Annotated in this window: 23 protein-coding genes; 17 read left to right on the top strand and 6 right to left on the bottom strand. The window is 62.8% G+C overall.

The features are described from left to right. Nucleotides 1-87 precede the first annotated feature (87 nt). The 8 genes from FS777_RS00965 to cycA all read left to right on the top strand — a co-directional run bounded on the left by FS777_RS00965 (nt 88) and on the right by cycA (nt 8,118). Nucleotides 88-525 carry an NfeD family protein gene (locus FS777_RS00965; protein ID WP_058638227.1) on the top strand — a complete coding sequence of 146 codons (438 nt, stop codon included), beginning with the start codon at nt 88-90 and terminating at the stop codon, nt 523-525. Nucleotides 526-550: 25 nt separating this feature from the next. Continuing rightward, a complete protein-coding gene (locus tag FS777_RS00970; protein WP_058638228.1) occupies nt 551-1,405 on the top strand; it encodes an SPFH domain-containing protein in 855 nt (284 codons plus the stop codon). A gap of 138 nt (nt 1,406-1,543) precedes the next feature. Then, nucleotides 1,544-1,933, top strand: a complete 390-nt coding sequence (locus tag FS777_RS00975; RefSeq protein ID WP_058603509.1) for a DUF2946 domain-containing protein — start codon at nt 1,544-1,546, stop codon at nt 1,931-1,933. A 47-nt stretch (nt 1,934-1,980) separates the two neighbouring features. Continuing rightward, nucleotides 1,981-2,460 carry a copper chaperone PCu(A)C gene (locus tag FS777_RS00980; protein WP_058603508.1) on the top strand — a complete coding sequence of 160 codons (480 nt, stop codon included), beginning with the start codon at nt 1,981-1,983 and terminating at the stop codon, nt 2,458-2,460. A gap of 19 nt (nt 2,461-2,479) precedes the next feature. Further along, nucleotides 2,480-2,911: a DUF2946 domain-containing protein gene (locus tag FS777_RS00985; protein WP_058638229.1), complete on the top strand. Its 432-nt coding sequence runs from the start codon at nt 2,480-2,482 to the stop codon at nt 2,909-2,911. A gap of 62 nt (nt 2,912-2,973) precedes the next feature. Further along, a complete protein-coding gene (locus FS777_RS00990) occupies nt 2,974-5,034 on the top strand; it encodes a TonB-dependent copper receptor (protein WP_145253636.1) in 2,061 nt (686 codons plus the stop codon). A 57-nt stretch (nt 5,035-5,091) separates the two neighbouring features. Then, a complete protein-coding gene (locus FS777_RS00995) occupies nt 5,092-6,459 on the top strand; it encodes a PepSY domain-containing protein (protein ID WP_145253639.1) in 1,368 nt (455 codons plus the stop codon). Nucleotides 6,460-6,702: 243 nt separating this feature from the next. Next, a complete protein-coding gene (gene cycA, locus FS777_RS01000) occupies nt 6,703-8,118 on the top strand; it encodes a D-serine/D-alanine/glycine transporter (protein WP_058638231.1) in 1,416 nt (471 codons plus the stop codon). A 65-nt stretch (nt 8,119-8,183) separates the two neighbouring features. Here the strand turns inward: cycA and FS777_RS21585 are convergent, their stop codons facing one another. Continuing rightward, on the bottom strand, nt 8,184-8,345 hold the full coding sequence (locus FS777_RS21585; RefSeq protein WP_230376768.1) for a hypothetical protein: 162 nt from the start codon (nt 8,343-8,345) through the stop codon (nt 8,184-8,186). A gap of 579 nt (nt 8,346-8,924) precedes the next feature. Here FS777_RS21585 and urtA point away from each other — a divergent pair. From urtA to FS777_RS01035, 6 genes are all read left to right on the top strand, one after another. Next, nucleotides 8,925-10,190, top strand: a complete 1,266-nt coding sequence (gene urtA, locus FS777_RS01010) for an urea ABC transporter substrate-binding protein (RefSeq protein WP_027915294.1) — start codon at nt 8,925-8,927, stop codon at nt 10,188-10,190. Nucleotides 10,191-10,276: 86 nt separating this feature from the next. Next, the gene (gene urtB, locus FS777_RS01015; RefSeq protein ID WP_145253643.1) at nt 10,277-11,764 is read left to right on the top strand and encodes an urea ABC transporter permease subunit UrtB; all 1,488 of its coding nucleotides are present in this window, start codon (nt 10,277-10,279) and stop codon (nt 11,762-11,764) included. Beyond that, entirely contained in the window at nt 11,764-12,843 is a 1,080-nt protein-coding gene (gene urtC, locus FS777_RS01020) for an urea ABC transporter permease subunit UrtC (RefSeq protein WP_078477920.1), read from the top strand. Before urtB ends, urtC begins: the two co-directional genes overlap by 1 nt. Continuing rightward, nucleotides 12,840-13,697 (top strand): urea ABC transporter ATP-binding protein UrtD, encoded by an 858-nt coding sequence (gene urtD, locus FS777_RS01025; protein ID WP_058603499.1) that lies wholly within the window; start codon nt 12,840-12,842, stop codon nt 13,695-13,697. Before urtC ends, urtD begins: the two co-directional genes overlap by 4 nt. A gap of 72 nt (nt 13,698-13,769) precedes the next feature. Further along, entirely contained in the window at nt 13,770-14,468 is a 699-nt protein-coding gene (gene urtE, locus FS777_RS01030) for an urea ABC transporter ATP-binding subunit UrtE (RefSeq protein WP_027915298.1), read from the top strand. Nucleotides 14,469-14,499: 31 nt separating this feature from the next. Further along, a complete protein-coding gene (locus tag FS777_RS01035; protein WP_058638234.1) occupies nt 14,500-15,021 on the top strand; it encodes a GNAT family N-acetyltransferase in 522 nt (173 codons plus the stop codon). A 90-nt stretch (nt 15,022-15,111) separates the two neighbouring features. On the opposite strand, the gene FS777_RS01040 is transcribed toward FS777_RS01035, so the two are convergent. Together FS777_RS01040 and cbpA are read right to left on the bottom strand one after the other, a co-directional pair. Next, nucleotides 15,112-15,417, bottom strand: coding sequence for a chaperone modulator CbpM (locus FS777_RS01040; protein ID WP_023534557.1), 306 nt, complete (start codon nt 15,415-15,417; stop codon nt 15,112-15,114). Nucleotides 15,418-15,419: 2 nt separating this feature from the next. Then, entirely contained in the window at nt 15,420-16,376 is a 957-nt protein-coding gene (cbpA, locus tag FS777_RS01045; protein WP_145253646.1) for a curved DNA-binding protein, read from the bottom strand. Nucleotides 16,377-16,540: 164 nt separating this feature from the next. Here cbpA and FS777_RS01050 point away from each other — a divergent pair, with 164 nt between their 5' ends. Continuing rightward, on the top strand, nt 16,541-17,809 hold the full coding sequence (locus tag FS777_RS01050; RefSeq protein WP_058603496.1) for an Hsp70 family protein: 1,269 nt from the start codon (nt 16,541-16,543) through the stop codon (nt 17,807-17,809). A 120-nt stretch (nt 17,810-17,929) separates the two neighbouring features. On the opposite strand, the gene FS777_RS01055 is transcribed toward FS777_RS01050, so the two are convergent. Both FS777_RS01055 and FS777_RS01060 read right to left on the bottom strand, forming a co-directional pair. After that, on the bottom strand, nt 17,930-18,937 hold the full coding sequence (locus FS777_RS01055) for an AI-2E family transporter (protein WP_023534518.1): 1,008 nt from the start codon (nt 18,935-18,937) through the stop codon (nt 17,930-17,932). 71 nt (nt 18,938-19,008) lie between these two features. After that, a complete protein-coding gene (locus tag FS777_RS01060; RefSeq protein WP_058638236.1) occupies nt 19,009-19,296 on the bottom strand; it encodes a PsiF family protein in 288 nt (95 codons plus the stop codon). Nucleotides 19,297-19,489: 193 nt separating this feature from the next. On the opposite strand from FS777_RS01060, the gene osmE reads away from it, so the two are divergent. Together osmE and FS777_RS01070 are read left to right on the top strand one after the other, a co-directional pair. Further along, complete coding sequence (gene osmE, locus FS777_RS01065; protein ID WP_058638237.1) at nt 19,490-19,831, top strand: osmotically-inducible lipoprotein OsmE; 342 nt, start codon at nt 19,490-19,492, stop codon at nt 19,829-19,831. A 49-nt stretch (nt 19,832-19,880) separates the two neighbouring features. Beyond that, on the top strand, nt 19,881-20,411 hold the full coding sequence (locus tag FS777_RS01070; RefSeq protein WP_023534650.1) for a bacterioferritin: 531 nt from the start codon (nt 19,881-19,883) through the stop codon (nt 20,409-20,411). Between the two features lie 446 nt (nt 20,412-20,857). On the opposite strand, the gene FS777_RS01075 is transcribed toward FS777_RS01070, so the two are convergent. Continuing rightward, nucleotides 20,858-22,924 carry an AsmA family protein gene (locus FS777_RS01075; protein ID WP_145253649.1) on the bottom strand — a complete coding sequence of 689 codons (2,067 nt, stop codon included), beginning with the start codon at nt 22,922-22,924 and terminating at the stop codon, nt 20,858-20,860. Nucleotides 22,925-23,129 lie beyond the last annotated feature (205 nt).

Genomic DNA, 23,129 nt, shown 5'->3' on the forward strand with positions numbered 1-23,129 from the left:
TTGGGCATTTTCCGAGCGCCTGCAAGTGGCCATGTGTCGCAGTCCTGCCTTAAACTCGGGCGCCCCCCCTCGGAAGACGTGCCTGATATGGAACTGCAATGGTGGATCTGGTTGGTGTTCGGCATCGCGCTGATGTTGCTCGAACTGGTCTTGCCCACGTTCTTCATCCTCTGGTTCGGTATCGGTGCCGTGCTGGTGGCCTTGGCCTCCCTGGCGTTTCCAGGCCTGGAGCTGGACATGCAAGGGTTGCTCTGGGTCGTGCTTTCATCGCTGACTACCCTGCTGTGGTTCAAGGTGTTTCGCCGTAAGCAGCCGGATGAGCGCTGGACCGCCGCCAGCGTGATCGGCGAGGTCGGCTTGCTGACCACAGGTGTGTCCGAATTCCAGAAAGGCCGGGTGCGCTTCCAGAAGCCCGTACTGGGCAATGAGGAGTGGACCTGCATTGCCGATACCACCATCCCGGCCGGCGAGCGGGTACGCCTGATCGCCGTCGAAGGAAATACCGCCCGCGTCATCCGGGCCTGAATCCGTAAAAAAGGAATTTGCCATCATGACCAGCCTCATCGTCGTCGGCGCCATCGCCCTGTTCGTCCTGATCACCGTGTTCAAGGGGGTACGCATCGTCCCCCAGGGTGAGGAATGGATCGTCGAGCGCCTGGGCCGCTACCACACCACCCTCAAGCCTGGCCTCAACGTCGTCATCCCCTACATGGACGTGGTTGCCTATCGCCTGCCGACCAAGGACATCATCCTCGATGTGCAGGAACAGGAAATCATCACCCGCGACAACGCCGTCATCGTCGCCAACGCCCTGTGCTTTGCCAAGGTCGTTGACCCGCAGAAGGCGTCTTATGGCGTGCAGGACTACGCCTTTGCCGTCACCAGCCTGACCATGACGTCCCTGCGCGCCATCGTCGGCGCCATGGACCTGGACGAAGCCCTTTCCAGCCGCGAGCAAATCAAGGCGCGCCTGCGCGAGGCCATGTCCGAGCAGACCGAGGACTGGGGCGTGACCGTGCGCTCGGTGGAAATCCAGGACATCAAGCCGTCCCAGAACATGCAACTGGCCATGGAACGCCAGGCGGCCGCCGAGCGGGAGCGCAAGGCCGACGTCACCCGTGCCGAAGGCGCCAAGCAGGCGGCAGTACTCGAAGCCGAAGCGCGCCTGCAGGCCGCCCGGCTGGATGCCGAGGCGCAGATCAGCCTGGCCGAAGCCTCGGCGCGGGCCATCTCGCTGGTCAAGGACGCGGTCGGCAACGAAACCGTCCCGGCCATGTACCTGCTCGGTGAGCGTTACGTCGGGGCCATGGAAAACCTGGCGAGCAGCAATAACGCCAAGGTGGTGGTACTGCCGGCCGACCTGCAGGAAACCGTACGCGGCCTGATGGGCCGTAACAAGGCCTGAACCTGAACGGCTTCGCGGTGCCAGGGCATCCCGAAGCCAGCGGCCAGGCACGCCACCTGCGTCACGTCACCGCACCCCGCCAAATTTGCTTATACTCGGCCGTACAATAGTCACCACGATTCCTGACCGGATCTCTCCATGCCCCCACGTCGGCACATTGCCTGGATAGCCTGCCTAGCGGTGCTGTTCAACCTGCTGGCCATGCCGTTGTCCTCTGCTGCGCCCAAAGGCCCGGCAGAGCAACTGCTATGGGGGGCGTTCTGTTCCAGCATGGCCAACAAGGCCAAGGTCGATGTGCAGGCCCTGGCCAAGATCGACCTGGGCCCGCAAAGCGATGACAGCGCCAGCACGATGCACTGCTGGTGCTGCCTGGGTGCCGCGCCGCCACTACCATTGGGCGGACAAGCGTTACAGCTGCATGCCTCGCCTGCACGTCTTGCCGGCCCACTGTCGCTGGATGCGCCACCCACGCCTACGCCGCGCCAGCTCAGGCCCGCGCTCAACCCCCGTGCCTCCCCGCTTGCCTGAGTGTCTCACGCCGCCTGCCTGAACCTCATTCCATCGGGACATTCATCATGCTCAAGCACGCCCTTGCCGTGGCCGCCCTCCTGCTGCCCGCCGCTTTCGCCCATGCTCACGAATACACCGTGGGCGACCTGCATATCGCCCATCCCTGGTCGTTGCAGCTGCCGCCCAATGCCCCCAACGTCGCCGCGTATTTCGTGGTGCACAACAATGGCAACACCGATGACCGCCTGCTGAGCGCCGAGTCCCCCATCAGCGATGACACCCAGTTGCACGAGCACGCCATGAGCGCGGCCGGTGCCATGCGCATGCAGCAAGTGCCAAACGTGGTAGTGCCCGCAGGCAAGGATTTGGTGTTTGCACCCAGCGCTTACCATGTGATGCTCATGCAGCCCAAGGATCGCAGCCTGCTGACCGATGGCCAGCGCTTCCCGCTGACCCTTCGCTTCGAGAAAGCCGGCCCCATCACCGTGCAAGTGGCTGTGCAGAAAGCACCGCCGACTGGCCAGCCGCAGGCTCATCAGCACTGACTGCCGCTGACAGGGCGTGATGCGCTCGTCGCCACACCGCCAGTCCCGTACCACCCGCCCTGATCGCAGGCGCGCCGGTGGCGGATGGCTGAGCCTGTTCGCCATGTGGATGATTTTCATCGGGCCGCTGGTTTCCCAGTCGATGCCCATGGATCACCATGGCGCCGGCATGACCATGCCAATGGACATGCCGATGCCGGCTGCTCATCAGCATGGCGACGCTCATCACGGCCCGAGCCAGGACGGCCAGCTTCATGTGATGTGGGAGAAGTGCGGCTACTGCAGCCTGCTGTTCAACTGCCCTGCATTGCCCCAGGCGCTCAGCCCCCTCAACCTGGCAGCCGCCCTGCCTCAGGTCCATCTTCAGCCTGCCACGCGCCACGGGCATGCCAGGCAGGCCGTTTTCCCCGGCGCCCGCAGCCGCGCACCGCCCGTTTCGATCAGTGTTTGACCCATTAGCGCACGAAGCCTGAACGCTTCGCGTTTTCTCACGACTGATCGACTGGAATCATTATGTCCGGCTGCACCCCTCTTTTGTCCCTGCGCGGGACCATTGCCGCTCTGTGTGGCTCGTTGCTGACCCCTGTCGCACTGGCGGCAGACCCAGGCCACGTTGGCCATTCATCCGCTGCACCTGAGCTCGGCCCTACGGTCATCACCGCCATCGCCCCCAGCTCGCCACTGACCGTGGTCACCAACCCCAAGGACCCTCGCCAGCCCGTGCCGGCCAGTGACGGTGCCGATTACCTGAAAACCATTCCCGGTTTTTCGGCCATTCGTGCCGGCGGCACCAACGGCGACCCGGTACTGCGCGGCATGTTCGGCTCGCGGCTGAACATCCTCACCAATGGTGGGCTGATGCTGGGCGCCTGCCCCAACCGCATGGATGCCCCAACCGCCTACATCGCCCCGGAAACCTACGACCGACTGACCGTGATCAAGGGCCCGCAGAGCGTGATCTGGGGGCCGGGCGGTTCGGCAGGCACCGTCTTGTTCGAGCGTGACCCCGAGGCATTCGGCACCCTTGGCAGCCGCGTCAATGCCAGCCTGCTCACCGGCACCAACGGCCGCTTCGACAAGGTGCTGGACGCTGCTGTCGGCAACAGTCAGGCCTATGCCCGTTTCGTCGGCAATCAGTCGCGTGCCGGTGACTACCATGACGGGGCTGGCGATTCAGTGCCGTCGCGCTGGGAAAAATGGAACGGCGATGTCGCCCTGGGCTGGACGCCCGATGCCGATACGTTGCTCGAACTCACCGCCGGCAAGGGTGATGGGGAGGCGCGCTATGCCGGTCGGGGCATGGACGGTTCGCAGTTCAAGCGTGAAAGCCTGGGCCTGCGCTTTGAAAAATCCAACCTCGGCGAGGTGCTCGACAAGATCGAAGCCCAGGCCTATTACAACTATGCCGACCATGTGATGGACAACTACAGCCTGCGCACACCCTCTGGCAGCGGCATGATGGGCATGCCGATGGTCAGCAATGTCGACCGCCGCACGATGGGTGCACGCCTCAAGGCGACCTGGCGCTGGGCCGATGTACAGCTGATCAGCGGTATCGACGCACAGACCAACGCGCATCGCCAGCGCGGCGGCATGGGCGTGGATGCGCACAAAGGCCAGGCCTGGACCAAGGATGCCGATTTTCACAACTACGGCGTGTTCGGCGAGCTGACCTGGTCGCTCAGCGGCGACGACCGGGTCATCACCGGCGCCCGCCTGGACCGCGCGTCGGCGCGGGATCTGCGCCAGGCCAGCCCGACCCGCAACGACACCCGCGCCGACACGCTGCCCAGCGGCTTCGTGCGCTATGAACACGACATGGCAGCCCTGCCGGCAACGGCCTACATCGGCCTTGGGCACGCCCAGCGTTTCCCGGACTACTGGGAGCTGTTTTCGCCTAAAACAGCGCCCATCGGGTCGGTCAATGCCTTCGACGGCATCGAGCCCGAGAAGACGACGCAGCTCGACTTCGGTGTCCAGTACCGCAGCGAACGGTTGGAAGCCTGGGCTTCGGGTTATGTCGGGCAGATCCGCGACTACATCCTGTTCGACTACCGCACTGGCATGATGGGCATGGCGACTTCGAAGGCGCAGAACATCGACGCCCGCATCATGGGTGGCGAAGTGGGTGCGGCCTACTCGCTGAGCGATACCTGGAAGGCCGATGCCACACTGGCCTACGCCTGGGGCAAGAACAGCAGCGATGGCAAGGCGCTGCCCCAGATGCCGCCCTTGGAAAGCCGCCTGGGCCTGACCTACAGCCGCGATGCATGGAGCGCAGGCGCGCTCTGGCGGCTGGTCGCAGCGCAGAACCGCATCGCCCGCAACCAGGGCAATGTGGTTGGCAAAGACTATGACGCCAGTGCAGGTTTTGGGGTGTTCTCGCTCAACGGCGCGTACAAGGTGAGCAAAAATCTGAAACTCAGTGCAGGGGTCGACAATCTGTTCGACAAGACCTACGCCGAACACCTGAACCTGGCGGGCAATGCCGGTTTCGGCTACCCGGCCAGCGATCCTCAACCGGTCAATGAGCCCGGCCGGAGCGTCTGGACCAAAGTCGATTTCAGCTTCTGACATCCACCGCGGGCGCGGCAGTGACCGCGCCCTGTGCGGGTTTACCTGGAGGTTCCCATGAGAGGAACACGCGTTTCATTCTACAACCTGGCCTGGCGTTGGCATTTCTATGCAGGGCTGTTCGTGGCCCCATTCATGATCCTGCTGGCCCTTACCGGGCTGGTATACCTATTCAAGCCGCAGCTCGATCCATGGCTGTACCGCGACCTGATGGTGGTTGAGGCCGGCCATCATCGCCAAGGGGCCGATGTGATGCTGGCCGAAGTGCGCAAGGCGCACCCCAAAGGCCATGTGGGCCAGTACCTGCCGCCGCTGAACGCGCAGCGCAGTGCGCAGTTCGTGGTGCACGAAAAGGGCCGCGAGCTGAACGTGTTCGTCGACCCGTACAGCGGCAAGATCCTCGGCGAGCAGGACGGCAAGCGCAATCTGCAAGCCATCGCCCGCGCCCTGCACGGCGAATTGATGGTGGGCACCCTGGGCGATCGCCTGGTGGAACTGGCCGCAGGCTGGGGCATCGTGCTGGTGATTTCGGGCCTGTACCTGTGGTGGCCTCGCGGTCGCCTGGGCGCAGGCGTGCTGTGGCCGCGCCTGGCCGCCCGAGGCCGGCTGTTCTGGCGCGACCTGCATGCGGTCAGTGGGTTCTGGGGTTCGGCGCTGTTGTTGTTGATGCTGCTCAGCGGCATGACCTGGACCGGGTTCTGGGGCAAGCAATATGCCGACCTGTGGAACCGCTTTCCGGTAGTGATGTGGAACGATGTGCCGAAGTCGGACCAGCAGGCGCGCGAGCTCAACCATGCTCACCGCCAGACCGTGCCCTGGGCCATGGAGAACACGCCGATGCCTCAATCTGGCGCCCATGCCGAGCATGCCGGGCATCACACGATGTCCAGCCAACCGGCCGCACCGTATGTGAGCGTGCAACAGGTCGAAGACATCGCCACTGCGCGGCAGGTGGAGCCGGGCTACAGCATCACCTGGCCAACCACAGCCGACGGCGTATTCACCATCGCGGTATTCGCCGACGACCCACGCAACGACGCCACCCTGCATGTGGACCAGTACACCGGTAAGGTGCTGGCCGATGTGCGCTGGCAGGACTACAGCCCTGTGGCCCGCGCCACGGAACTTGGGGTCATGCTGCACGAGGGCAAGATGTTCGGCCCGCTGAACCAGATCGTCATTGCGCTGGTGTGCCTGATGATTCTGCTGGGTTCGGTCAGTGGCCTGGTGATGTGGTGGAAACGTCGGCCCGAAGGCGGCCTGGGCGTTCCCCCCTTGCGCCACGACCTGCCGCGCTGGAAGACGGCCGTGGTGGTGATGCTGGCATTGGGGCTCGTTTTCCCCTTGGTGGGGGTGTCGATGGTGCTGATGTGGGTACTCGACAACCTGATCATGCGGCGGGCAAGGGTGGCGACGCAGGCATAGCGGCCCGGCAGGCGGCTGTCGTGAAACCCCAGGCGGGCCGAAAGGCCCGCCGAGCGTTTCATGGCCCCTGCCTGTAGGTGCTGGATTATTCTCTAAAGCGCCGACGCTTGAACCCGATCATTTCTAAAGCGCCCTGCACTCGCGATATCGTGTCGATCTGTCACGCCCGCACCTTTGCAGTGCGTGATAGCCTAGCCGGCTACGTCAGCCAATGCGACTGACCTCTACAAGGGAATGCAGCCTATGACGCAAACTGCGCCGACTCCACCCGATGACCAACACCTGCAACGCAACCTCACCAACCGACACATCCAGCTCATCGCCATTGGCGGTGCCATCGGCACCGGTCTGTTCATGGGCTCGGGCAAGACCATCAGCCTGGCTGGGCCTTCGATCATCTTCGTCTACATGATCATCGGCTTCATGCTGTTCTTCGTCATGCGCGCAATGGGCGAACTGCTGCTGTCGAACCTGAACTACAAGTCGTTCATCGACTTCTCGGCCGACCTGCTCGGCCCCTGGGCGGGCTACTTCACCGGCTGGACCTACTGGTTCTGCTGGGTGGTCACCGGCATCGCCGACGTGGTAGCCATTGCGGCTTATACCCAGTTCTGGTTTCCCGACCTGCCTCAGTGGATACCGGCGCTCACCTGCGTGGCCGTGCTGCTTTCGCTGAACCTGGTAACGGTCAAGCTGTTCGGCGAAATGGAGTTCTGGTTTGCCCTGATCAAGATCATTGCCATCCTGGGCCTGGTGGCCACCGGCCTGTACATGGTCATCACCGGCTTCACCTCCCCCAGCGGACGCACGGCTCAACTGGCCAACCTGTGGAATGACGGCGGCATGTTCCCCCACGGCATGATGGGCTTTTTCGCCGGGTTCCAGATCGCGGTCTTCGCCTTCGTGGGTATAGAGCTGGTCGGCACCACGGCAGCCGAAGCCAAAAACCCGGAGCGCACGCTGCCCAGGGCGATCAACTCGATCCCGATCCGCATCATCGTGTTCTATGTACTGGCACTGATCGCGATCATGGCCGTGACTCCATGGCGCGACGTGGTCCCGGGCAAAAGCCCGTTCGTTGAGCTGTTCGTACTGGCTGGCCTGCCAGCGGCGGCGAGCATCATCAATTTCGTGGTGCTCACCTCGGCGGCCTCGTCTGCCAACAGCGGGGTGTTCTCCACCAGCCGCATGCTGTTCGGCCTGGCCCAGGAAGGCGATGCACCGAAAGCGTTCGAGAAGTTGTCCCGCCGCGCTGTGCCGGCCAACGGCCTGTACTTCTCCTGCCTATGCCTGCTGCTCGGCGCGGTGCTGATCTACCTGGTCCCGAACGTGATCGAAGCCTTCACCCTGGTCACCACGGTATCGGCGGTGCTGTTCATGTTCGTCTGGACGTTGATCCTGCTGTCGTACCTGAGCTACCGCAAGCAGCGCGCGGCGTTGCACGAGCAGTCGATCTACAAGATGCCTGGCGGGCGTTTGATGTGCTACGTGTGCCTGGCGTTCTTCGCCGGTATCCTTGTGCTTCTGAGCTTGGAGGCCGACACCCGCTCGGCGCTGGTGGTGACGCCGATCTGGTTTGTGATCCTGGCGGTGACCTACCAGTTCGTGCGGAGCCGGCGCCAGCCGCGTACTGCCGTACGTGGGTCGTCGGGCAACTGATCAGGAAACTGTGCAGCCCATTCTCAGGCAGAACTGGCGAATGGGCGCACAACAGCCAGGCCGCTTCAGCCTTGCTCCATCCCCTTGAGCACTGCCTCGGCCAGGGCCAAACCTTTCTTTAGCGAGTTTTCCGTCGCGGTCAGTAAACTACGAAGCGGCTCTCCCACCCTTTCCAGTGCTGCGGCATTGGTTTCATAAGCCGCTTTCAGCGCGGCAACGGCGCACACAAGTGCATCCTCGCTATCGACTCCAGCCTGAACCGACAGTATTGATCATGAGCCTGATTGCAGGTGCCGAAATCGGCACTGGCGGTCACGGAACGAGATGTGCGGGGTGGATCTGGAACGATCTTCTTGAGCATGGTGCATCTCCTTGCAGCTCTCTCCTTATGACGCTCCGAGCCCATACGCCAATATGGGTGGACGGAGCCGTGCGGGTTGGCGTGCCGGCAGAGAGAACCGGTGAGCCCGAAGGCTCCCACACACGGCTCCGCCCATGACGGGTGCAGCCATGCAGAGCAAAGTCGCAAGGAGCGTCAATGCTCGATCTCTCTGTATAACGGGACGCCAATCCCGGTCGCAGAATCTACTGCGGTGCCGAACGGTACTCAAGTACTGCTTATGTGTCAAAGCTGTTCACCGCCCTGGACCCAAACCTGTGCAGGCCAGTCGCGCAAGCACCAACCTGGCCCCTATCCAAGCCCCGCATAGAAGCACAACCCTTCTAGACCGTAGCCTCGCGCACCACGGCACAGCCTTTGCAATCGCCTTTCTGCCCACACCACAACAACTCAGCGGAGAGAGCACATGAAGCGACGCAGTCTGATCAAGGCCTTCACCCTCAGCGCCTCGATGGCGGCGATGGGCCTTAGCTGGAGCCTACAGGCAGCCGAGACCATCAAGGTCGGCATCCTGCATTCGCTGTCCGGGACCATGGCCATCTCCGAGACGTCGCTCAAGGACATGGCCTTGATGACCATCGATGAGATCAACGCCAAAGGTGGGGTGAACGGCAAGATGCTGGAGCCGGTGGTGGTGGACCCGGCGTCCAACTGGCCGCTGTTCGCCGAAAAAAGCCGCCAGTTGCTGACCCAGGACAAGGTCGCGGTGGTGTTCGGTTGCTGGACGTCGGTGTCGCGCAAATCGGTATTGCCGGTATTCGAGGAGCTCAACGGTCTGCTGTTCTACCCGGTGCAATACGAAGGCGAAGAGATGTCGCCGAACGTCTTCTACACCGGCGCTGCGCCCAACCAGCAGGCGATTCCGGCGGTGGAATACCTGATGAGCGAGGACGGCGGCGGCGCCAAGCGCTTCTTCCTGCTGGGCACCGACTACGTCTACCCGCGCACCACCAACAAGATTCTGCGCGCGTTCCTGCACAGCAAGGGCGTAGCCGACAAGGACATCGAGGAGGTCTACACGCCGTTCGGCCACGCCGACTACCAGACCATCGTCGCCAACATCAAGAAGTTCTCGGCCGGGGCGAAGACGGCGGTAATTTCCACGGTCAACGGCGACTCCAATGTGCCCTTCTACAAAGAGCTGGCCAACCAGGGCTTGAAAGCGACCGATGTGCCGGTCGTGGCGTTCTCGGTGGGCGAAGAGGAGCTGCGGGGTATCGACACCAAGCCGTTGGTGGGCCATCTGGCCGCCTGGAACTACTTCGAGTCGGTGGATAACCCGGTCAACCAGAAGTTCGTCGCTGATTGGAAGGCCTATGCCAAGGCCAAAGGCCTGCCTGGCGCCGACAAGGCGGTGACTAACGATCCAATGGAAGCCACCTATGTGGGCATTCACATGTGGGCGCAGGCGGCGGAAAAAGCCAAATCCACCGATGTGGACAAGGTGCGCGAAGCGCTGGCCGGGCAGACCTTCAAGGCCCCTTCGGGCTACACCCTGACCATGGACAAAACCAATCACCACCTGCACAAGCCAGTGATGATCGGCGAGATCCAGGACGATGGGCAGTTCAGCGTGGTGTGGGAAACCGAGCAACCGCTGCGGGCCCAACCCTGGAGCCCCTTCATCCCAGGCAATGACAAGCGCCCTGATTACGCCGTGAAAGGCAACTGAGGCCCTGGGCTGCGCTGCAGCCCGCCCGTGGGCGGCCCGGTGTTCGGGTACGCCTGCGCGTAAGCGCTGATTCACAGGAGAGCCTCATGCTCAGATTCCTGCTTACCCTGCTACTGCTGTTGCCCATGGCAGTAGACGCCAGCGAAGGCGAGTTTTTCTTCGCCGCCAAGCCCGCCGAGCAGGCGCGCCTACTCGATACCTGGGCCGCCCAACCCGAGCCAGGCCGACTGGCACTGCTGGAAAACCTGCAGGCCGGCCGAATCGCCAAGGACGACAGCCGCAAGGTGCGCCTGAACAACCGCCTGCGCGGGCTGATCGACAATGCCCTGGCCAGCCACCGGTTACTCAGTGACGACAGCGCCACCCGGCTAGCCGCCGCCAGGCAGTTGCAAAAGAGCGCACAACCGGCCCAGGTCGCCTTGCTCGACCGGCGCTACGCCAGCGAACCGGATGCGACCGTGCGGGCAGCCTTGGGCCTGGCATTGGCCAACCTGCAGCTCGGCGCCAGCGACCCTTCGGTGCGCCTGGCGGCCGTACGCCTGTTAGGGGAAACCGGTGACCCAACGGCCCGTACGCGCCTTGAGGCGCTGTTGCAACCCGAGATGGAAACGGACCCCACGGTGCGTACCGCCGCCGAAACCAGCCTGACCCAGGTCAAGCGCAAGCTGCTGGTCGGTGAAATACTGGGCCAGGCCTTCAGTGGCCTGTCGCTGGGGTCGATCCTGCTATTGGCGGCGCTGGGGCTAGCGATCACGTTCGGACTTCTGGGTGTGATCAACATGGCGCATGGCGAGATGCTGATGCTCGGCGCCTACAGCACCTACATGGTGCAGGTAGTGGTGCAGCGCTACGCACCGGGTGCCCTGGAGTTCTACCCACTGATCGCCCTGCCCGTGGCGTTCGCCGTCAGTGCCGGTGTCGGCATGGCGCTGGAACGTACGGTGATCCGCCACCTGTACGGCCGCCCTCTGGAAACCCTGCTGGCCACCTGGGGCATCAGCCTGATTCTGATCCAGGCCGTGCGTTTGCTGTTCGGCGCACAGAATGTCGAGGTCAGCAACCCGGCCTGGTTGTCGGGTGGCATCCAGGTTCTGCCCAACCTGATCCTGCCTTACAACCGCCTGGTGATCATCGCGTTCGCGCTGGCCGTGGTGCTGCTGACCTGGCTGCTGCTCAACCGCACGCGCCTGGGCCTGAACGTGCGCGCTGTAACCCAGAACCGCAACATGGCGGCGTGCTGCGGCGTGTCCACCGGGCGTGTGGACATGCTCGCCTTCGGCCTGGGTTCGGGCATCGCCGGCCTGGGCGGCGTGGCCTTGAGCCAGGTCGGCAACGTGGGGCCGGACCTGGGGCAAAGCTACATCATCGATTCATTCCTGGTGGTGGTGCTCGGGGGTGTCGGCCAACTGGCCGGAAGCCTCTGGGCGGCGTTCGGGCTGGGCATCGCCAACAAACTGCTGGAGCCGCAGATCGGTGCGGTGCTCGGCAAGATCCTCATCCTTGCGCTGGTCATCCTGTTCATCCAGAAGCGCCCGCAAGGCCTGTTTGCCCTCAAGGGACGGGTGATCGACTGATGAACCAGCCACTGCTTGTCACCGCTGCGCATAAAGCCGGCCTTCGCCTGTCGCTGGCACTGGGTATCGCCGCCCTGGCGCTGCTGCTCGCCTTGCCGCTGTTGTCGCTGCTGCCCGCCGACCACGCCCTGCATGTGTCGGCCTATGTGCTCACGCTGGTGGGCAAGATCCTCTGCTATGCCATCGTGGCCCTAGCCCTTGACCTGGTCTGGGGCTATGCGGGGCTGCTGTCGCTCGGCCATGGTCTGTTCTTTGCCCTGGGCGGCTACGCCATGGGCATGTACCTGATGCGCCAGGCCGCCGGGGAGGGGCTGCCAGGCTTCATGACGTTCCTGTCCTGGAGCGAGCTGCCCTGGTACTGGGCCGGCACCCAACACTTTGCCTGGGCCCTGTGCCTGGCGGTGCTGGCGCCTGGCATGCTGGCCCTGGTGTTCGGCTGGTTTGCCTTCCGCTCGCGGATCAAGGGTGTGTACTTCTCGATCATGACCCAGGCCCTGACCTTTGCCGGGATGTTGCTGTTCTTTCGCAACGAGACCGGTTTTGGCGGGAACAACGGCTTCACCAGCTTTCGCACCCTGCTGGGCTTCGACATCGCCGCACCCGGAACCCGCGCCGTACTGTTCCTGCTCACCGTCGCGCTGCTGGTCGCCAGCCTGTACCTGTGCTGGCGGTTGACGCGCAGCAAGTTCGGGCGCCTGTTGACGGCCGTTCGCGATGCCGAGAACCGGTTGATGTTCTGCGGCTACGATCCGCGTGGCTTCAAGCTGCTGGTATGGGTGCTCAGCGCCATGCTGTGCGGCCTGGCAGGCGCGCTGTACGTGCCTCAGGTCGGCATCATCAACCCCAGCGAAATGTCGCCCACCAACTCCATCGAGGCTGCTGTCTGGGTGGCACTGGGCGGGCGCGGCACCCTGATCGGCCCGCTGCTGGGCGCGGGGCTGGTCAACGGCATGAAGAGCTGGTTCACGGTGGCTTTCCCGGAATTCTGGCTGTTTTTCCTCGGCGCGCTGTTCATCCTCGTGACCCTGTACTTGCCCAAGGGCCTGGTCGGCCTGTGGAACAAAAGGAGCCAGTCATGAGAGGCCTGCCCCCGGTACACCCGGAGTTCATGCTCGAACCTGCCTTCGACCCGCAGGGTATCGGCCGCGACGCCATAGGCCTGGGCCATGCCCGCGTACCAGGCCTGGACGCGCGGCATGGCACCGTGCTGAGCCTTGAAGAGGTGAGCGTCAGCTTCGATGGGTTCAAGGCACTCAATGCGCTGACGCTGTATATCGGCGTGGGCGAGCTGCGCTGCATCATCGGGCCAAACGGTGCGGGCAAGACCACGATGATGGACGTGATCACCGGCAAGACACGGCCCAGCGCAGGCAGTGCCTACTTTGGTGACACGCTCGACCTGACGCGCATGAGCGAGTACCAGATTGCCCAGGCTGGCATCGGCCGCAAGTTCCAGAAACCCACGGTGTTCGAGGCGTTGAGCCTGTATGAAAACCTCGAGCTGGCGCTCAAGACCGACAAGTCGGTGTGGGCGAGCCTGAGGTCGCGCCTGAGCGGCGAGCAACGCGACAGGATCGACGACGTCCTGACCACCGTGCGGCTGAACGGGCTGGCCTCGCGTCAGGCCGGGCTGCTGTCCCACGGCCAGAAGCAGTTTCTGGAAATTGCCATGCTGCTGGTCCAGGAACCTCAACTGCTGTTGCTCGACGAACCCGTGGCCGGCATGACCGACGCCGAAACCGCCTTTACCGCCGAGCTGTTCAAGGGCCTTGCAGGCAAACACTCGCTGATGGTGGTCGAGCATGACATGGGGTTCGTGGGCAGCATCGCCGACCATGTGACGGTGCTGCACCAGGGCTCGGTGCTGGCTGAGGGATCGCTTGAGCAGGTGCAGGCCGATGATCGTGTGGTCGAGGTGTACCTCGGTCGTTGAACAGGCGCACGTCTTCTCGCGTACACCGGTGAGCTGCCGGGGACGCCCAACCCGTTACTTCAGGAGCCTTGCATGCTCAAGATCGATACGCTGCACCAGTACTACGGCGGCAGCCATATTCTGCGCGGCCTTTCCTTCGAAGCCAGGCTGGGCGAGGTCACCTGCCTGCTGGGCCGCAACGGCGTGGGCAAGACCACGTTGCTGCGTTGCCTGATGGGCCTGGTGCCCGTGCGCGAAGGCAGCGTGGAATGGGAAGGCAAGCCCATCACCGCACTCAAGCCGCACCACCGGGTGCAGGCCGGCATTGCGTACGTGCCACAGGGCCGCGAAATTTTCCCGCGCCTGAGCGTTGAGGAAAACCTGCTGATGGGCCTGTCACGCTTTCCAGGGCGCGAGGCGCGTGAAGTGCCTGCCTTCATCTACGAGTTGTTCCCTGTGCTTGAGCAGATGAAGCAACGCCGTGGCGGGGATTTGTCCGGGGGGCAGCAACAGCAGCTGGCCATCGGCCGGGCATTGGCCAGTCGTCCGCGCCTGCTGATTCTCGATGAGCCCACCGAGGGTATCCAGCCTTCGGTGATCAAGGAAATAGGCGCGGTGATCCAGCGGCTGGCGCAGCGCGGCGACATGGCCATCCTGCTGGTCGAGCAGTTCTACGATTTTGCCGAGGCTTTGGCTGATCACTACCTGGTCATGGCCCGTGGCCAGATCGTGCAGCGTGGCCGGGGCGAAAACATGCAGGCCGAAGGTGTACGCGGGCTGGTAACCATTTAACCTGCACGCTTCGACCTAGCGAGACGCTGCCATGAGTCACGAAATCCGCGACGCCCTGCCTGCCGACCTACCGGCCATCCTCGACATCTACAACGATGCCGTGCGCAACACCACGGCCATCTGGAACGAGACACCGGTGGACCTGGCCAACCGCCAGGCTTGGTTCGACACCCGTGCGCAACAGGGTTACCCGATACTGGTGGCCGTGGACGGCGCCGACGTGCTGGGCTACGCCTCCTTCGGGGACTGGCGCCCGTTCGAGGGGTTTCGCCACACGGTCGAGCATTCGGTATATGTGCGCAGCGATCAGCGCGGCAAAGGGCTTGGGCCGGCGCTGATGATTGCGTTGATCGAGCGCGCCCAAGGCTGCGGCAAGCACGTCATGGTCGCGGCCATCGAAAGCGGCAACGCAGCGTCTGTGCACCTGCACGAGCGCCTGGGTTTCGTGGTTACCGGGCAGATGCCGCAGGTGGGCGTGAAATTCGGGCGCTGGCTGGACCTGACCTTCATGCAGCGGGTGCTGAGCCCAGGGGCCGATCCAGACCAGCCATGACACCGGGCCCAGGCAGTCCTCACGCAGCCTTGCCGGGTGACACAAGGCTGCACTGGCCAGCGTTCCAGCCTTGCCCGCGCCTGATGACACTCACATCTGCGTGAACCTGCCCAGGCGCTGGCGCAGCATGCTGTTCTCGTTGCGTAGCTGCTGCACCTCCTGGAGCAATTCCAGGGCCAGCGCCACGCCTTCCCATTCCAGTTCCAGCTCCTGGTGCAGCTTGGCCGCGCGCCTTGCCAGCAGCGGTGCCTGATCGTCGAACAGCCAGTCTTCAGGCCTGCGCCCGGTTGGCTCCACAATGCCGTGCTCGACGATCTCGATCACACAGTCCGCCGTGAGGTCGGCTTCCTGACACAAGGTATGCATGTCCAGTTGAACGATCAGGGTGCTGCTCATGATCACTTACTCCATTGTGCCCTCGGGTCGAACGCGGCCTTCTCGGAAAGCTTGGCCCACAGTTCCCGGGTAGATTCGTCAGAGGTGGTCGGCATGACGACCTTGAGCTGTGCATAGAGGTTGCCGCGCTGGCCCTGCTTGTCGGCCAGGCCCTTGCCTGGCACCCGCAGGCGCTGCCCGCTCTGGCTGTCGGGGCGGATGGTCAGGTTGATCCTGCCTTCGAGCGTAGGTACCGCCACCTTGGTGCCCAGGGCCGCTTCCCAGGGTGCTAGCGGCACGGTGACGATCAGGTCGTGCCCTTCGACGTCGAACAGCGGGTGCGGGGCCATGCGGATGGTCAGGAACAAATCGCCATTGGCACCGCCACCGACCCCCGGGGCACCCTGGCCCTTGAGGCGAATGCGCTCGCCATCGGTCACGCCGGCCGGGATCTTCACGTTCAGGGTCTTGGTGGTGAACCCGGTGCGCTGGCCCATGGCATTGGTTTGCGGTACCTGGAAGCTGATCTGCTTGGACTCTTTGCTCAGGGTTTCTTCCAGAAATACCGCCAGTTCAAGCTCCACATCCTGCCCTCGCCTGCCGGCACTGCGCTGTTGTTGACGGGCACCCCCGAACGGGTTGCCTCCACGACCGCCGAACATCGAGCTGAAAAAGTCCGAAAAATCGCCACTCTCGAAACCGCCCCCGGCCCCACCTCGGCTTTCCCAGCCCGGCGGTGCCTGGAACGGCCTGCCATGCTGGCCGCCGTACTTGCGGATTTCATCGAATTCGGCGCGTTTCTGCGCGTCGCCCAGCACTTCGTAGGCCTCGTTGGCTTCCTTGAATTTGTCTTCGGCGTCGCGCTCTTTGCTGACATCAGGGTGATACTTGCGGGCCAGCTTGCGGTACGCGGCCTTGATCGCCTTGTCGTCCGCCGTGGGCTCTACGCCAAGTATCTTGTAGTAGTCTTTGAAGTCCATCTAGGGATCACCAGTGTGAATGTGCGTGTTGCTGGAGAAGATAGGGATCAAGCATAGCCTTTCAAGGCCCGCTTGGGGTTGCTCCATGGCAGACGACCGGTCTTGATTCTGTCGCCAGCTGGCATACACTGCGCGGCCGTTTTGCCTCCGGAAGCCTTTTCCCCATGTCCGACGTATCCCCGGCCCGCGCCCTTGGCATCGACTTTGGCACCTCCAACTCGACGGTTGGCTGGCACCGTCCGGGCATGGAATCGCTGATTGCCCTGGAAGACGGCAAGATCACCTTGCCCTCGGTGGTGTTCTTCAATATCGAGGAGCGCCGCCCTGTCTATGGCCGGCTGGCCCTGCACGAATACCTCGAAGGTTACGAAGGGCGCTTGATGCGCTCGCTCAAGAGCCTGCTCGGGTCCAAGCTGATCAAGCACGACACCAGCGTGCTGGGCAGCGCACTGCCGTTCAAGGACCTGCTGGGGATGTTCATCGGTGAGCTGAAAAACCGCGCGCAGGCTGAGGCCGGGCGTGAGTTCGACCAGGTGGTACTTGGCCGCCCGGTATTCTTCGTCGACGAGGACCCGGCAGCCGACCAGGAAGCCGAGGACACGCTGGCCGAGGTGGCACGCAAGATCGGCTTCAAGGACGTATCGTTCCAGTACGAGCCCATCGCCGCGGCGTTCGACTACGAGTCAGGCATCAGCCGTGAAGAACTGGTGCTGATCGTCGACATCGGCGGCGGTACGTCCGACTTCACCCTTATTCGCCTGTCGCCGGAGCGGCACGCGGTGGCCGAGCGCCAGAGCGACATCCTCGCAACCGGTGGCGTACACATCGGCGGCACGGACTTCGACAAGCAGCTGAGCCTGCAAGGGGTGATGCCGCTGTTCGGATATGGCAGCCGCATGAAAAGCGGTGCCTTGATGCCAACCAGCTATCACCTCAACCTAGCCACCTGGCATACGATCAACGCGCTGTACTCACAGAAGTCGCAGTTGGCGCTGGGCAACATGCGCTACGACATCGAGGACACCCTTGGCGTTGATCGGCTGTTCAAACTCATCGAGGAGCGCGCCGGGCATTGGCTGGCCATGGAAGTGGAAGCCAGCAAGATCGAATTGACCGAGCAGCCGAGTCGTCACGTCGACCTCGGCCGCATCGAACCAGGCCTTGGCGTGGACCTGTCTCGCAACCTGTTCGAGACGGCCATCGAAAGCCTGTTGGAACGGGTGCGGGCCAGTGTCACGGACTTGCTGGCCAAGGCCGGGGTCAGCCAGGGCCAGGTCGACACGGTCTTCTTCACGGGCGGCTCCAGCGGCATTCCAGCCCTGCGCAACAGTGTGGCGGCGATGTTGCCCAATGCCCGTCACGTGGAAGGCAATATCTTTGGCAGCATCGGCAGTGGGCTGGCCATTGAGGCACGCAAGCGTTATGGCGCGTGACGAAACGACGGGGTAAGGGGCGCCTGTGTCGCCCCTCGTTGACGGTAGCGCTGGCTGTAACCGCCTGACCAAGCCTGCGCCGGCCTTGTTATGTCCTGAGCAGGCCCGCCGTGGCCGCCTTCAAACCAGCTCCATCCTGCGCAGCTCGCTCTTGAGATAAGCGTAATAGACCGGCCCTGCCACCACCCCCGGCAGGCCGAACGCCGCTTCGAACACCAGCATGGCCAACAGCAGTTCCCAGGCCTTGGCCCTGATCTGACCACCGACGATCTTGGCGTTGAGGAAGTACTCCACCTTGTGGATCACGATCAGGTAGACCAACGCCGCCGCCGCCACCCACACCGACAATGACAACCCGACGATGGTGATCAGGGTGTTGGACATGAGGTTGCCGATGACCGGTAGCAGACCCAACAGGAACGTCAGCACGATCAAGGTCTTGGTCAGCGGCAGGTGCACGCCGAACAACGGCAACACCACGGCCAGAAAGATGCCAGTGAAGGCGGTGTTGAGCAGGGAAATCTTGATCTGGGCGAAAACGATGTTGCGAAACGCCTGTACCAGCAGGCTCAGGCGCTCGAACAGGGCGGCTGCCAGAGGTTTGCGCCGGGAGATGTCGGGTATGCGCTGCAGGGCGACGATAGCCCCCAGGATCATGCCGATCAGCAAGGTCACGAACATGTGGGCCATGCCCTTGCCCACCAGTTGCAAATCACTGAGATGGCTCTTGATCCAGTCGCCGATCGCCACCTTGAACTCAGCAGCACTGGCCGGCAAATAGCCCTCGATGAACGGCGGCAACTGCCCGCGCGCTCGCTCAACCAACGCCATGAACTTGTCCAGCGAAGCGCCAGGATTTTCCGCTTCATGCAACAAGAAGCTGAACGCCCCGGCGATCAGCAGCGCCAGGCTGATCACCACCAATGTGCCCAGCAGCGCCACTGCCAGCCAGCGCGCACGCTGCCCGGCAATCAATGGCTGCAGGCGCGGCGTGAGCATGTTGACCAGTTCGAACACCAGCAGGCCTGCCAGCAGACTGGGCAGCAGCTTCAACGGCAACGCCAACAGCAAGCCTGCGAACACGATAATCAAACTGGCCAGGGTGACTTGGCGGGGGGTGAAGGTCATACAGCCTCAGCGGCAGCCAACGAAGAAGATCCGCAGTCTGCCAGCGTTATGCCTGCAGGCATAGGCACCGATCATTTCTTCTTCAGGCACTCACTCATGAAGGCCTTGCGCTCATCACCCTTGAGCACCTTGGCGGTGGCGTCGGCATTGCACGCCTTCATCTTCTCCTGCTGGGTCTGTGGCACCTGTTTCTTCAGGCACGTACTCATGAAGGCCTTGCGGGCGTCGCCCTTGAGCGATTGCGCCGTGGCATCTGCATTGCACGTTTTCATCTTTTCCTGCTGGGTGGTATTTGCCGCGAAACCTTGGGCGCTGAACAACAGCGCAACCATCACTAACGGAATGTGCAGCCGTTTCATGTCGTGTTCTCCTGAGCCCGCGCCCAACGCACGGTGACATTTGCAGTGTAGACAAGCGCTGACGCGAGGCCCGTTTCGTCATCAAGTGCACGACAACCTTTTTGCACGCAGGCAATTGGCTACCTCGATCGAACTCCTGGCGCTGCGTGAGGTTCAAAACCTGCACATACCCTTTTGTGCAAGGAGCGGGACGATGTTCAAGCAGACTCTGGCAATCCTTCTGGCCAGCGCCACCCTGACGGCATGCGGCAGCCGCCCGGAAAACCCGGTGGACTATGTGACCTACCGCAACGAGCCCCTGGTCAAGCAGGTCGAAAATGGCATGACCATGCAGCGCGTCATCGCCATCGGCGGCAGCCCGTCCAACGTCATCGACCTGCCCAATGGCGGTACCTGCAATGACTACATCCTCAACCGCGACGGCAAGCAGCAGCCGTACTACGTGCGCTTCGATGCCACCGGCCATGTGGATGCCAAGGGTTTCAAGACCTGCAAACAACGTGAAGAAGACCGCGAGGCCGTCAAAGGCGCGTAAGGCTTCCGCTACCTGACTACGACTACCTGATGCTTTTTGGAGATGAAACATGAACACGACTGAAATGACCGACATTCAGACCTTGCGCCAGCGTGCGCGCGAACATGTGGAAAACGGTGCCGTGACCGAAGGCTACAATGCCGATCGCGAGCGCATCATCAAGCTGCTCAACGATTCGCTGGCCACCGAACTGGTCTGCACCCTGCGCTACAAGCGTCACTACTTCATGGCTTCTGGCGTCAAGGCCAGCGTGGCTGCCGAAGAATTCCTGGAGCATGCCAACCAGGAATCCGAACACGCCGACAAGCTGGCCGAGCGTATCGTGCAGCTGGGCGGTGAGCCAGACTTCAACCCGGATAACCTGAGCAAGAACTCCCATGCCCAGTACGTGGCAGGTGCAACCCTCAAGGAAATGGTCCTGGAAGACCTGGTGGCCGAGCGTATCGCCATCGACAGCTACCGCGAGATCATCCAGTACATCGGCGACAAGGACCCGACCACCCGCCGCATTTTCGAAGACATTCTGGCGCAGGAAGAAGAGCACGCCGACGACATGTCCGACCTGCTCGATGGGCTGTAAGACCAGTAGCAACCGACAAGGCCGCTGATGCGGTCACGCTGTTCACGCAGGGCTGCTTCGCAGCCCATTGCGGCCAGTCCGGTGCCCTGACCGGACCATTCCACCTCGGAGATCGTGAAGCACTGGCGATCTTTCATTTGACTCTGGATTACTCAAGCCCACGACCGGCTCCGCCGGAGCGTTGGACTGGCTGCAATTGCCTGCGCAGTAGCCCCAGGATCTTAGCTTCGCAGCGCATAATGCCGGGGCCGCGCTGCGGCCCATCGCGGCACCAGGCCGCTCCTACCTTGGTTCTGTATTGGCTGAGATAGCGGGGCCTGGACTTTGCAGAAGCAAATGCCTAAGGCCGCCCCGAAGGCTAACCGATTTCTAGGTAGGAGCGCTCTAGTGCCGCGATGGGCTGCGCAGCCGCTCCAAGGTTCAGCTCGCAGGCCCATGCCCCGCCATCACTTGCGGCTTTTGACGGCCGCCGGCGCCTTACCTTCCTTCATCTGCTGCAACAAGGGTGTGCACTGGTTGGGATCATCCCCACTGCTGGGTGCGATCAGCGCCAAGAGACCGGCCGCAGGCCCCGCGACCACCCCAAGGGCAACCATACCGGCGCCGCGCAGTGCCAGCGGTACGGCCTGTACCCCGGCGCTAGGTTTGGCGAAAGCCCCCCGCACATACAGCGGCGAGCGCAGGGAGAACAGCCTCAACCCCTTGGATTCCGGCGTGATCTTCAGGTCCAGGCGCTCGTTGGCGAAGTTGGCGGTGCCGTTGATATAGATGATCGCGTTCTCGGTGTCGAAAATGAACAGGCGCGTACTGGCAAGGCCATTCTTGATACCGACATCGGCTGCGGCGCAGTTGATCTTCACGTCCTCATCACCGAAGAGTTTGTCGACGATGTAGTTGCCCACGTTCAAACCTGCGATTTCCATGAGGCTGCGGCTGATCGCGCCATCGTTGACCAGCATGCGCAGATCGCCATTGGCGCTACCGAGCAGTGCTGCCACGGAGTTGCCGCGACCGGCGATGTCGGCATCCCCATTGAGCTCGCCAAAGCTGCTTTGCATCGGTGCGAAGGTAGGGAACAGTTGCTTGAGCTTGAACCCCCTCGCAGTAAGCCGTGCACGCCCCTGCAACGGAACGTTGCGGCCGTCCAGACGAATGCGTGATGCCAGGTTGCCGCCCGCTACGCCGAACCTCAACGGCTCCAGGCGCAGCAGGCCGTCTTCCAGGATCACGTGGGCCGACAGGTCGTTGAAAGGAAGCTGCTCGCTGTGCACGATGCGCTTGCCGGTGAAGGTGACATCGGCATCCATGGCACGCCAGCGATCGGTACGGAATTCCTCGACCGGCAAGACCTTGTCGGACGGCTGCTTGCTGGCACCACCACGGGCTTTTTGCTCGGCATTGGAGTCAGCGCCGATCAGTGGTGCCAAGTCCTTGAACAGGAGCTGGTTGGAAACGAGCTTGCCCGTGAGCTTGGGCCGAGGCTTGCTGGCGACATACGCCAGGTCACCGTGAATGTCGCTGTCACCGATCTTGCCATTGAACCCTTGGTATTCGAAGGTAGCGCCTTGCTCGGCGTGCAGGTTGGCGTTGAGGTGACCATCGGTGGAATACGCTGGAGTGTCAGGCAATGTCACGCCGGTCAACGGGAACAGATTGCCAAGGCTGGCGCCTGACAGGCGCAGCCGCAGATCGAGCGCACCCAGGTTGAGCGGGTCGGTCAGGGTACCAGCCAATACCACATGGGTATCGGCGATGCGCACATCCGCTTGCAGCGGGAAGGGTTGATCGGACGCTTTGAGTGCCAGCAGGCCGCCAATCTTGCCGGTGCCGGACACGGGCTGATCCTTGTAGCGTCCCTGCGCCTTGAGGCCGAACGCATAGTCCTGTGCAGGCGCCGACTTCTCGGCCGTGGCCTTGCCCACGATGTCGCTGAATGCAATGGGCTTGCCCAGAGGATCGATCTGGACCTTCATGCGAGCCTTGAGCGTCTGGTCGTCAAAGCTGACATTGCCTTGGTCGAAACCGATCGCGCCGATGTCCATCTGCCATTTGGACGGTTCTTCGTTCTCGTCCTTCGGGCCGAAGTCGAAATTCCAGTTGGCCCGGCCGTCCGCCAGGCGCGTCAGGCTGGCAGTCGGCTTGGTCAGGTTGATACGCGGGATGCTGACCTGGTGGAACAACAGCGGCAGCGGCGACAGGCGAAACTCCACGCGCTCCAGTGCAACCATCTGCGGCTCTTTGAGCCAGTCCGGGTTGCCCAGGGTAAGATCTTCAGCCGTGAAATGCGGCCAGGGTATCCACGCCCGCCAACCGCCTTCTTCAGGCTCGGTGCGCCAGTGCACTGCAAGGTTGCCATTGATGGCGAAGGGCCGATGCAAGGCCTCGGACACCTTTTCGTTGAGCAGGGGCTTGACGCGGTTCCAGTCGAAGGTGGCAATCACCACGACCAGGATTGCCAGCACGGTCAGCAGTGTGGTCAGGGTCCAGAGGATGATTCTGGCGGGGCGCGTCATTGCGTGAGTCTCCATGCGGCAAGGCGAAAACAAGCGTAGCGGTGAGGGGTCATGTATCTGGGACTGATGAAAGGCGTGAGGGTTTTATCTCAGGGGGAGGATAGCCAAGAATTTCCCGTGCCTGGGTGCGCCTGGCGCGTCCGGTTCGCTTGGTGCATCCCGTGCGCACCCATGCCATCAAGCCACCTGCGACCCTGCCAGGGCT

The organism is Pseudomonas sp. DE0157 (assembly GCF_007678615.1).
GTDB classification, from domain to species: Bacteria; Pseudomonadota; Gammaproteobacteria; order Pseudomonadales; family Pseudomonadaceae; genus Aquipseudomonas; species Aquipseudomonas parafulva_B.

Excerpts from the sequence above, each read along its gene's own strand:
- FS777_RS00975 (WP_058603509.1), top strand. The coding sequence starts at position 1,544 with ATGCCCCCACGTCGGCACATTGCCTGGATAGCCTGCCTAGCGGTGCTG.
- FS777_RS01035 (WP_058638234.1), top strand. The coding sequence starts at position 14,500 with ATGAGTCACGAAATCCGCGACGCCCTGCCTGCCGACCTACCGGCCATC.
- FS777_RS01075 (WP_145253649.1), bottom strand. The coding sequence starts at position 22,924 with ATGACGCGCCCCGCCAGAATCATCCTCTGGACCCTGACCACACTGCTG.
- FS777_RS00970 (WP_058638228.1), top strand. The coding sequence starts at position 551 with ATGACCAGCCTCATCGTCGTCGGCGCCATCGCCCTGTTCGTCCTGATC.
- urtD (WP_058603499.1), top strand. The coding sequence starts at position 12,840 with ATGAGAGGCCTGCCCCCGGTACACCCGGAGTTCATGCTCGAACCTGCC.
- FS777_RS01050 (WP_058603496.1), top strand. The coding sequence starts at position 16,541 with ATGTCCGACGTATCCCCGGCCCGCGCCCTTGGCATCGACTTTGGCACC.
- osmE (WP_058638237.1), top strand. The coding sequence starts at position 19,490 with ATGTTCAAGCAGACTCTGGCAATCCTTCTGGCCAGCGCCACCCTGACG.
- urtB (WP_145253643.1), top strand. The coding sequence starts at position 10,277 with ATGCTCAGATTCCTGCTTACCCTGCTACTGCTGTTGCCCATGGCAGTA.
- urtE (WP_027915298.1), top strand. The coding sequence starts at position 13,770 with ATGCTCAAGATCGATACGCTGCACCAGTACTACGGCGGCAGCCATATT.
- cbpA (WP_145253646.1), bottom strand. The coding sequence starts at position 16,376 with ATGGACTTCAAAGACTACTACAAGATACTTGGCGTAGAGCCCACGGCG.
- FS777_RS00985 (WP_058638229.1), top strand. The coding sequence starts at position 2,480 with ATGCGCTCGTCGCCACACCGCCAGTCCCGTACCACCCGCCCTGATCGC.
- FS777_RS01040 (WP_023534557.1), bottom strand. The coding sequence starts at position 15,417 with ATGAGCAGCACCCTGATCGTTCAACTGGACATGCATACCTTGTGTCAG.
- FS777_RS01070 (WP_023534650.1), top strand. The coding sequence starts at position 19,881 with ATGAACACGACTGAAATGACCGACATTCAGACCTTGCGCCAGCGTGCG.
- FS777_RS00990 (WP_145253636.1), top strand. The coding sequence starts at position 2,974 with ATGTCCGGCTGCACCCCTCTTTTGTCCCTGCGCGGGACCATTGCCGCT.
- FS777_RS00965 (WP_058638227.1), top strand. The coding sequence starts at position 88 with ATGGAACTGCAATGGTGGATCTGGTTGGTGTTCGGCATCGCGCTGATG.
- FS777_RS00980 (WP_058603508.1), top strand. The coding sequence starts at position 1,981 with ATGCTCAAGCACGCCCTTGCCGTGGCCGCCCTCCTGCTGCCCGCCGCT.
- FS777_RS01060 (WP_058638236.1), bottom strand. The coding sequence starts at position 19,296 with ATGAAACGGCTGCACATTCCGTTAGTGATGGTTGCGCTGTTGTTCAGC.
- urtA (WP_027915294.1), top strand. The coding sequence starts at position 8,925 with ATGAAGCGACGCAGTCTGATCAAGGCCTTCACCCTCAGCGCCTCGATG.
- urtC (WP_078477920.1), top strand. The coding sequence starts at position 11,764 with ATGAACCAGCCACTGCTTGTCACCGCTGCGCATAAAGCCGGCCTTCGC.
- FS777_RS01055 (WP_023534518.1), bottom strand. The coding sequence starts at position 18,937 with ATGACCTTCACCCCCCGCCAAGTCACCCTGGCCAGTTTGATTATCGTG.
- cycA (WP_058638231.1), top strand. The coding sequence starts at position 6,703 with ATGACGCAAACTGCGCCGACTCCACCCGATGACCAACACCTGCAACGC.
- FS777_RS00995 (WP_145253639.1), top strand. The coding sequence starts at position 5,092 with ATGAGAGGAACACGCGTTTCATTCTACAACCTGGCCTGGCGTTGGCAT.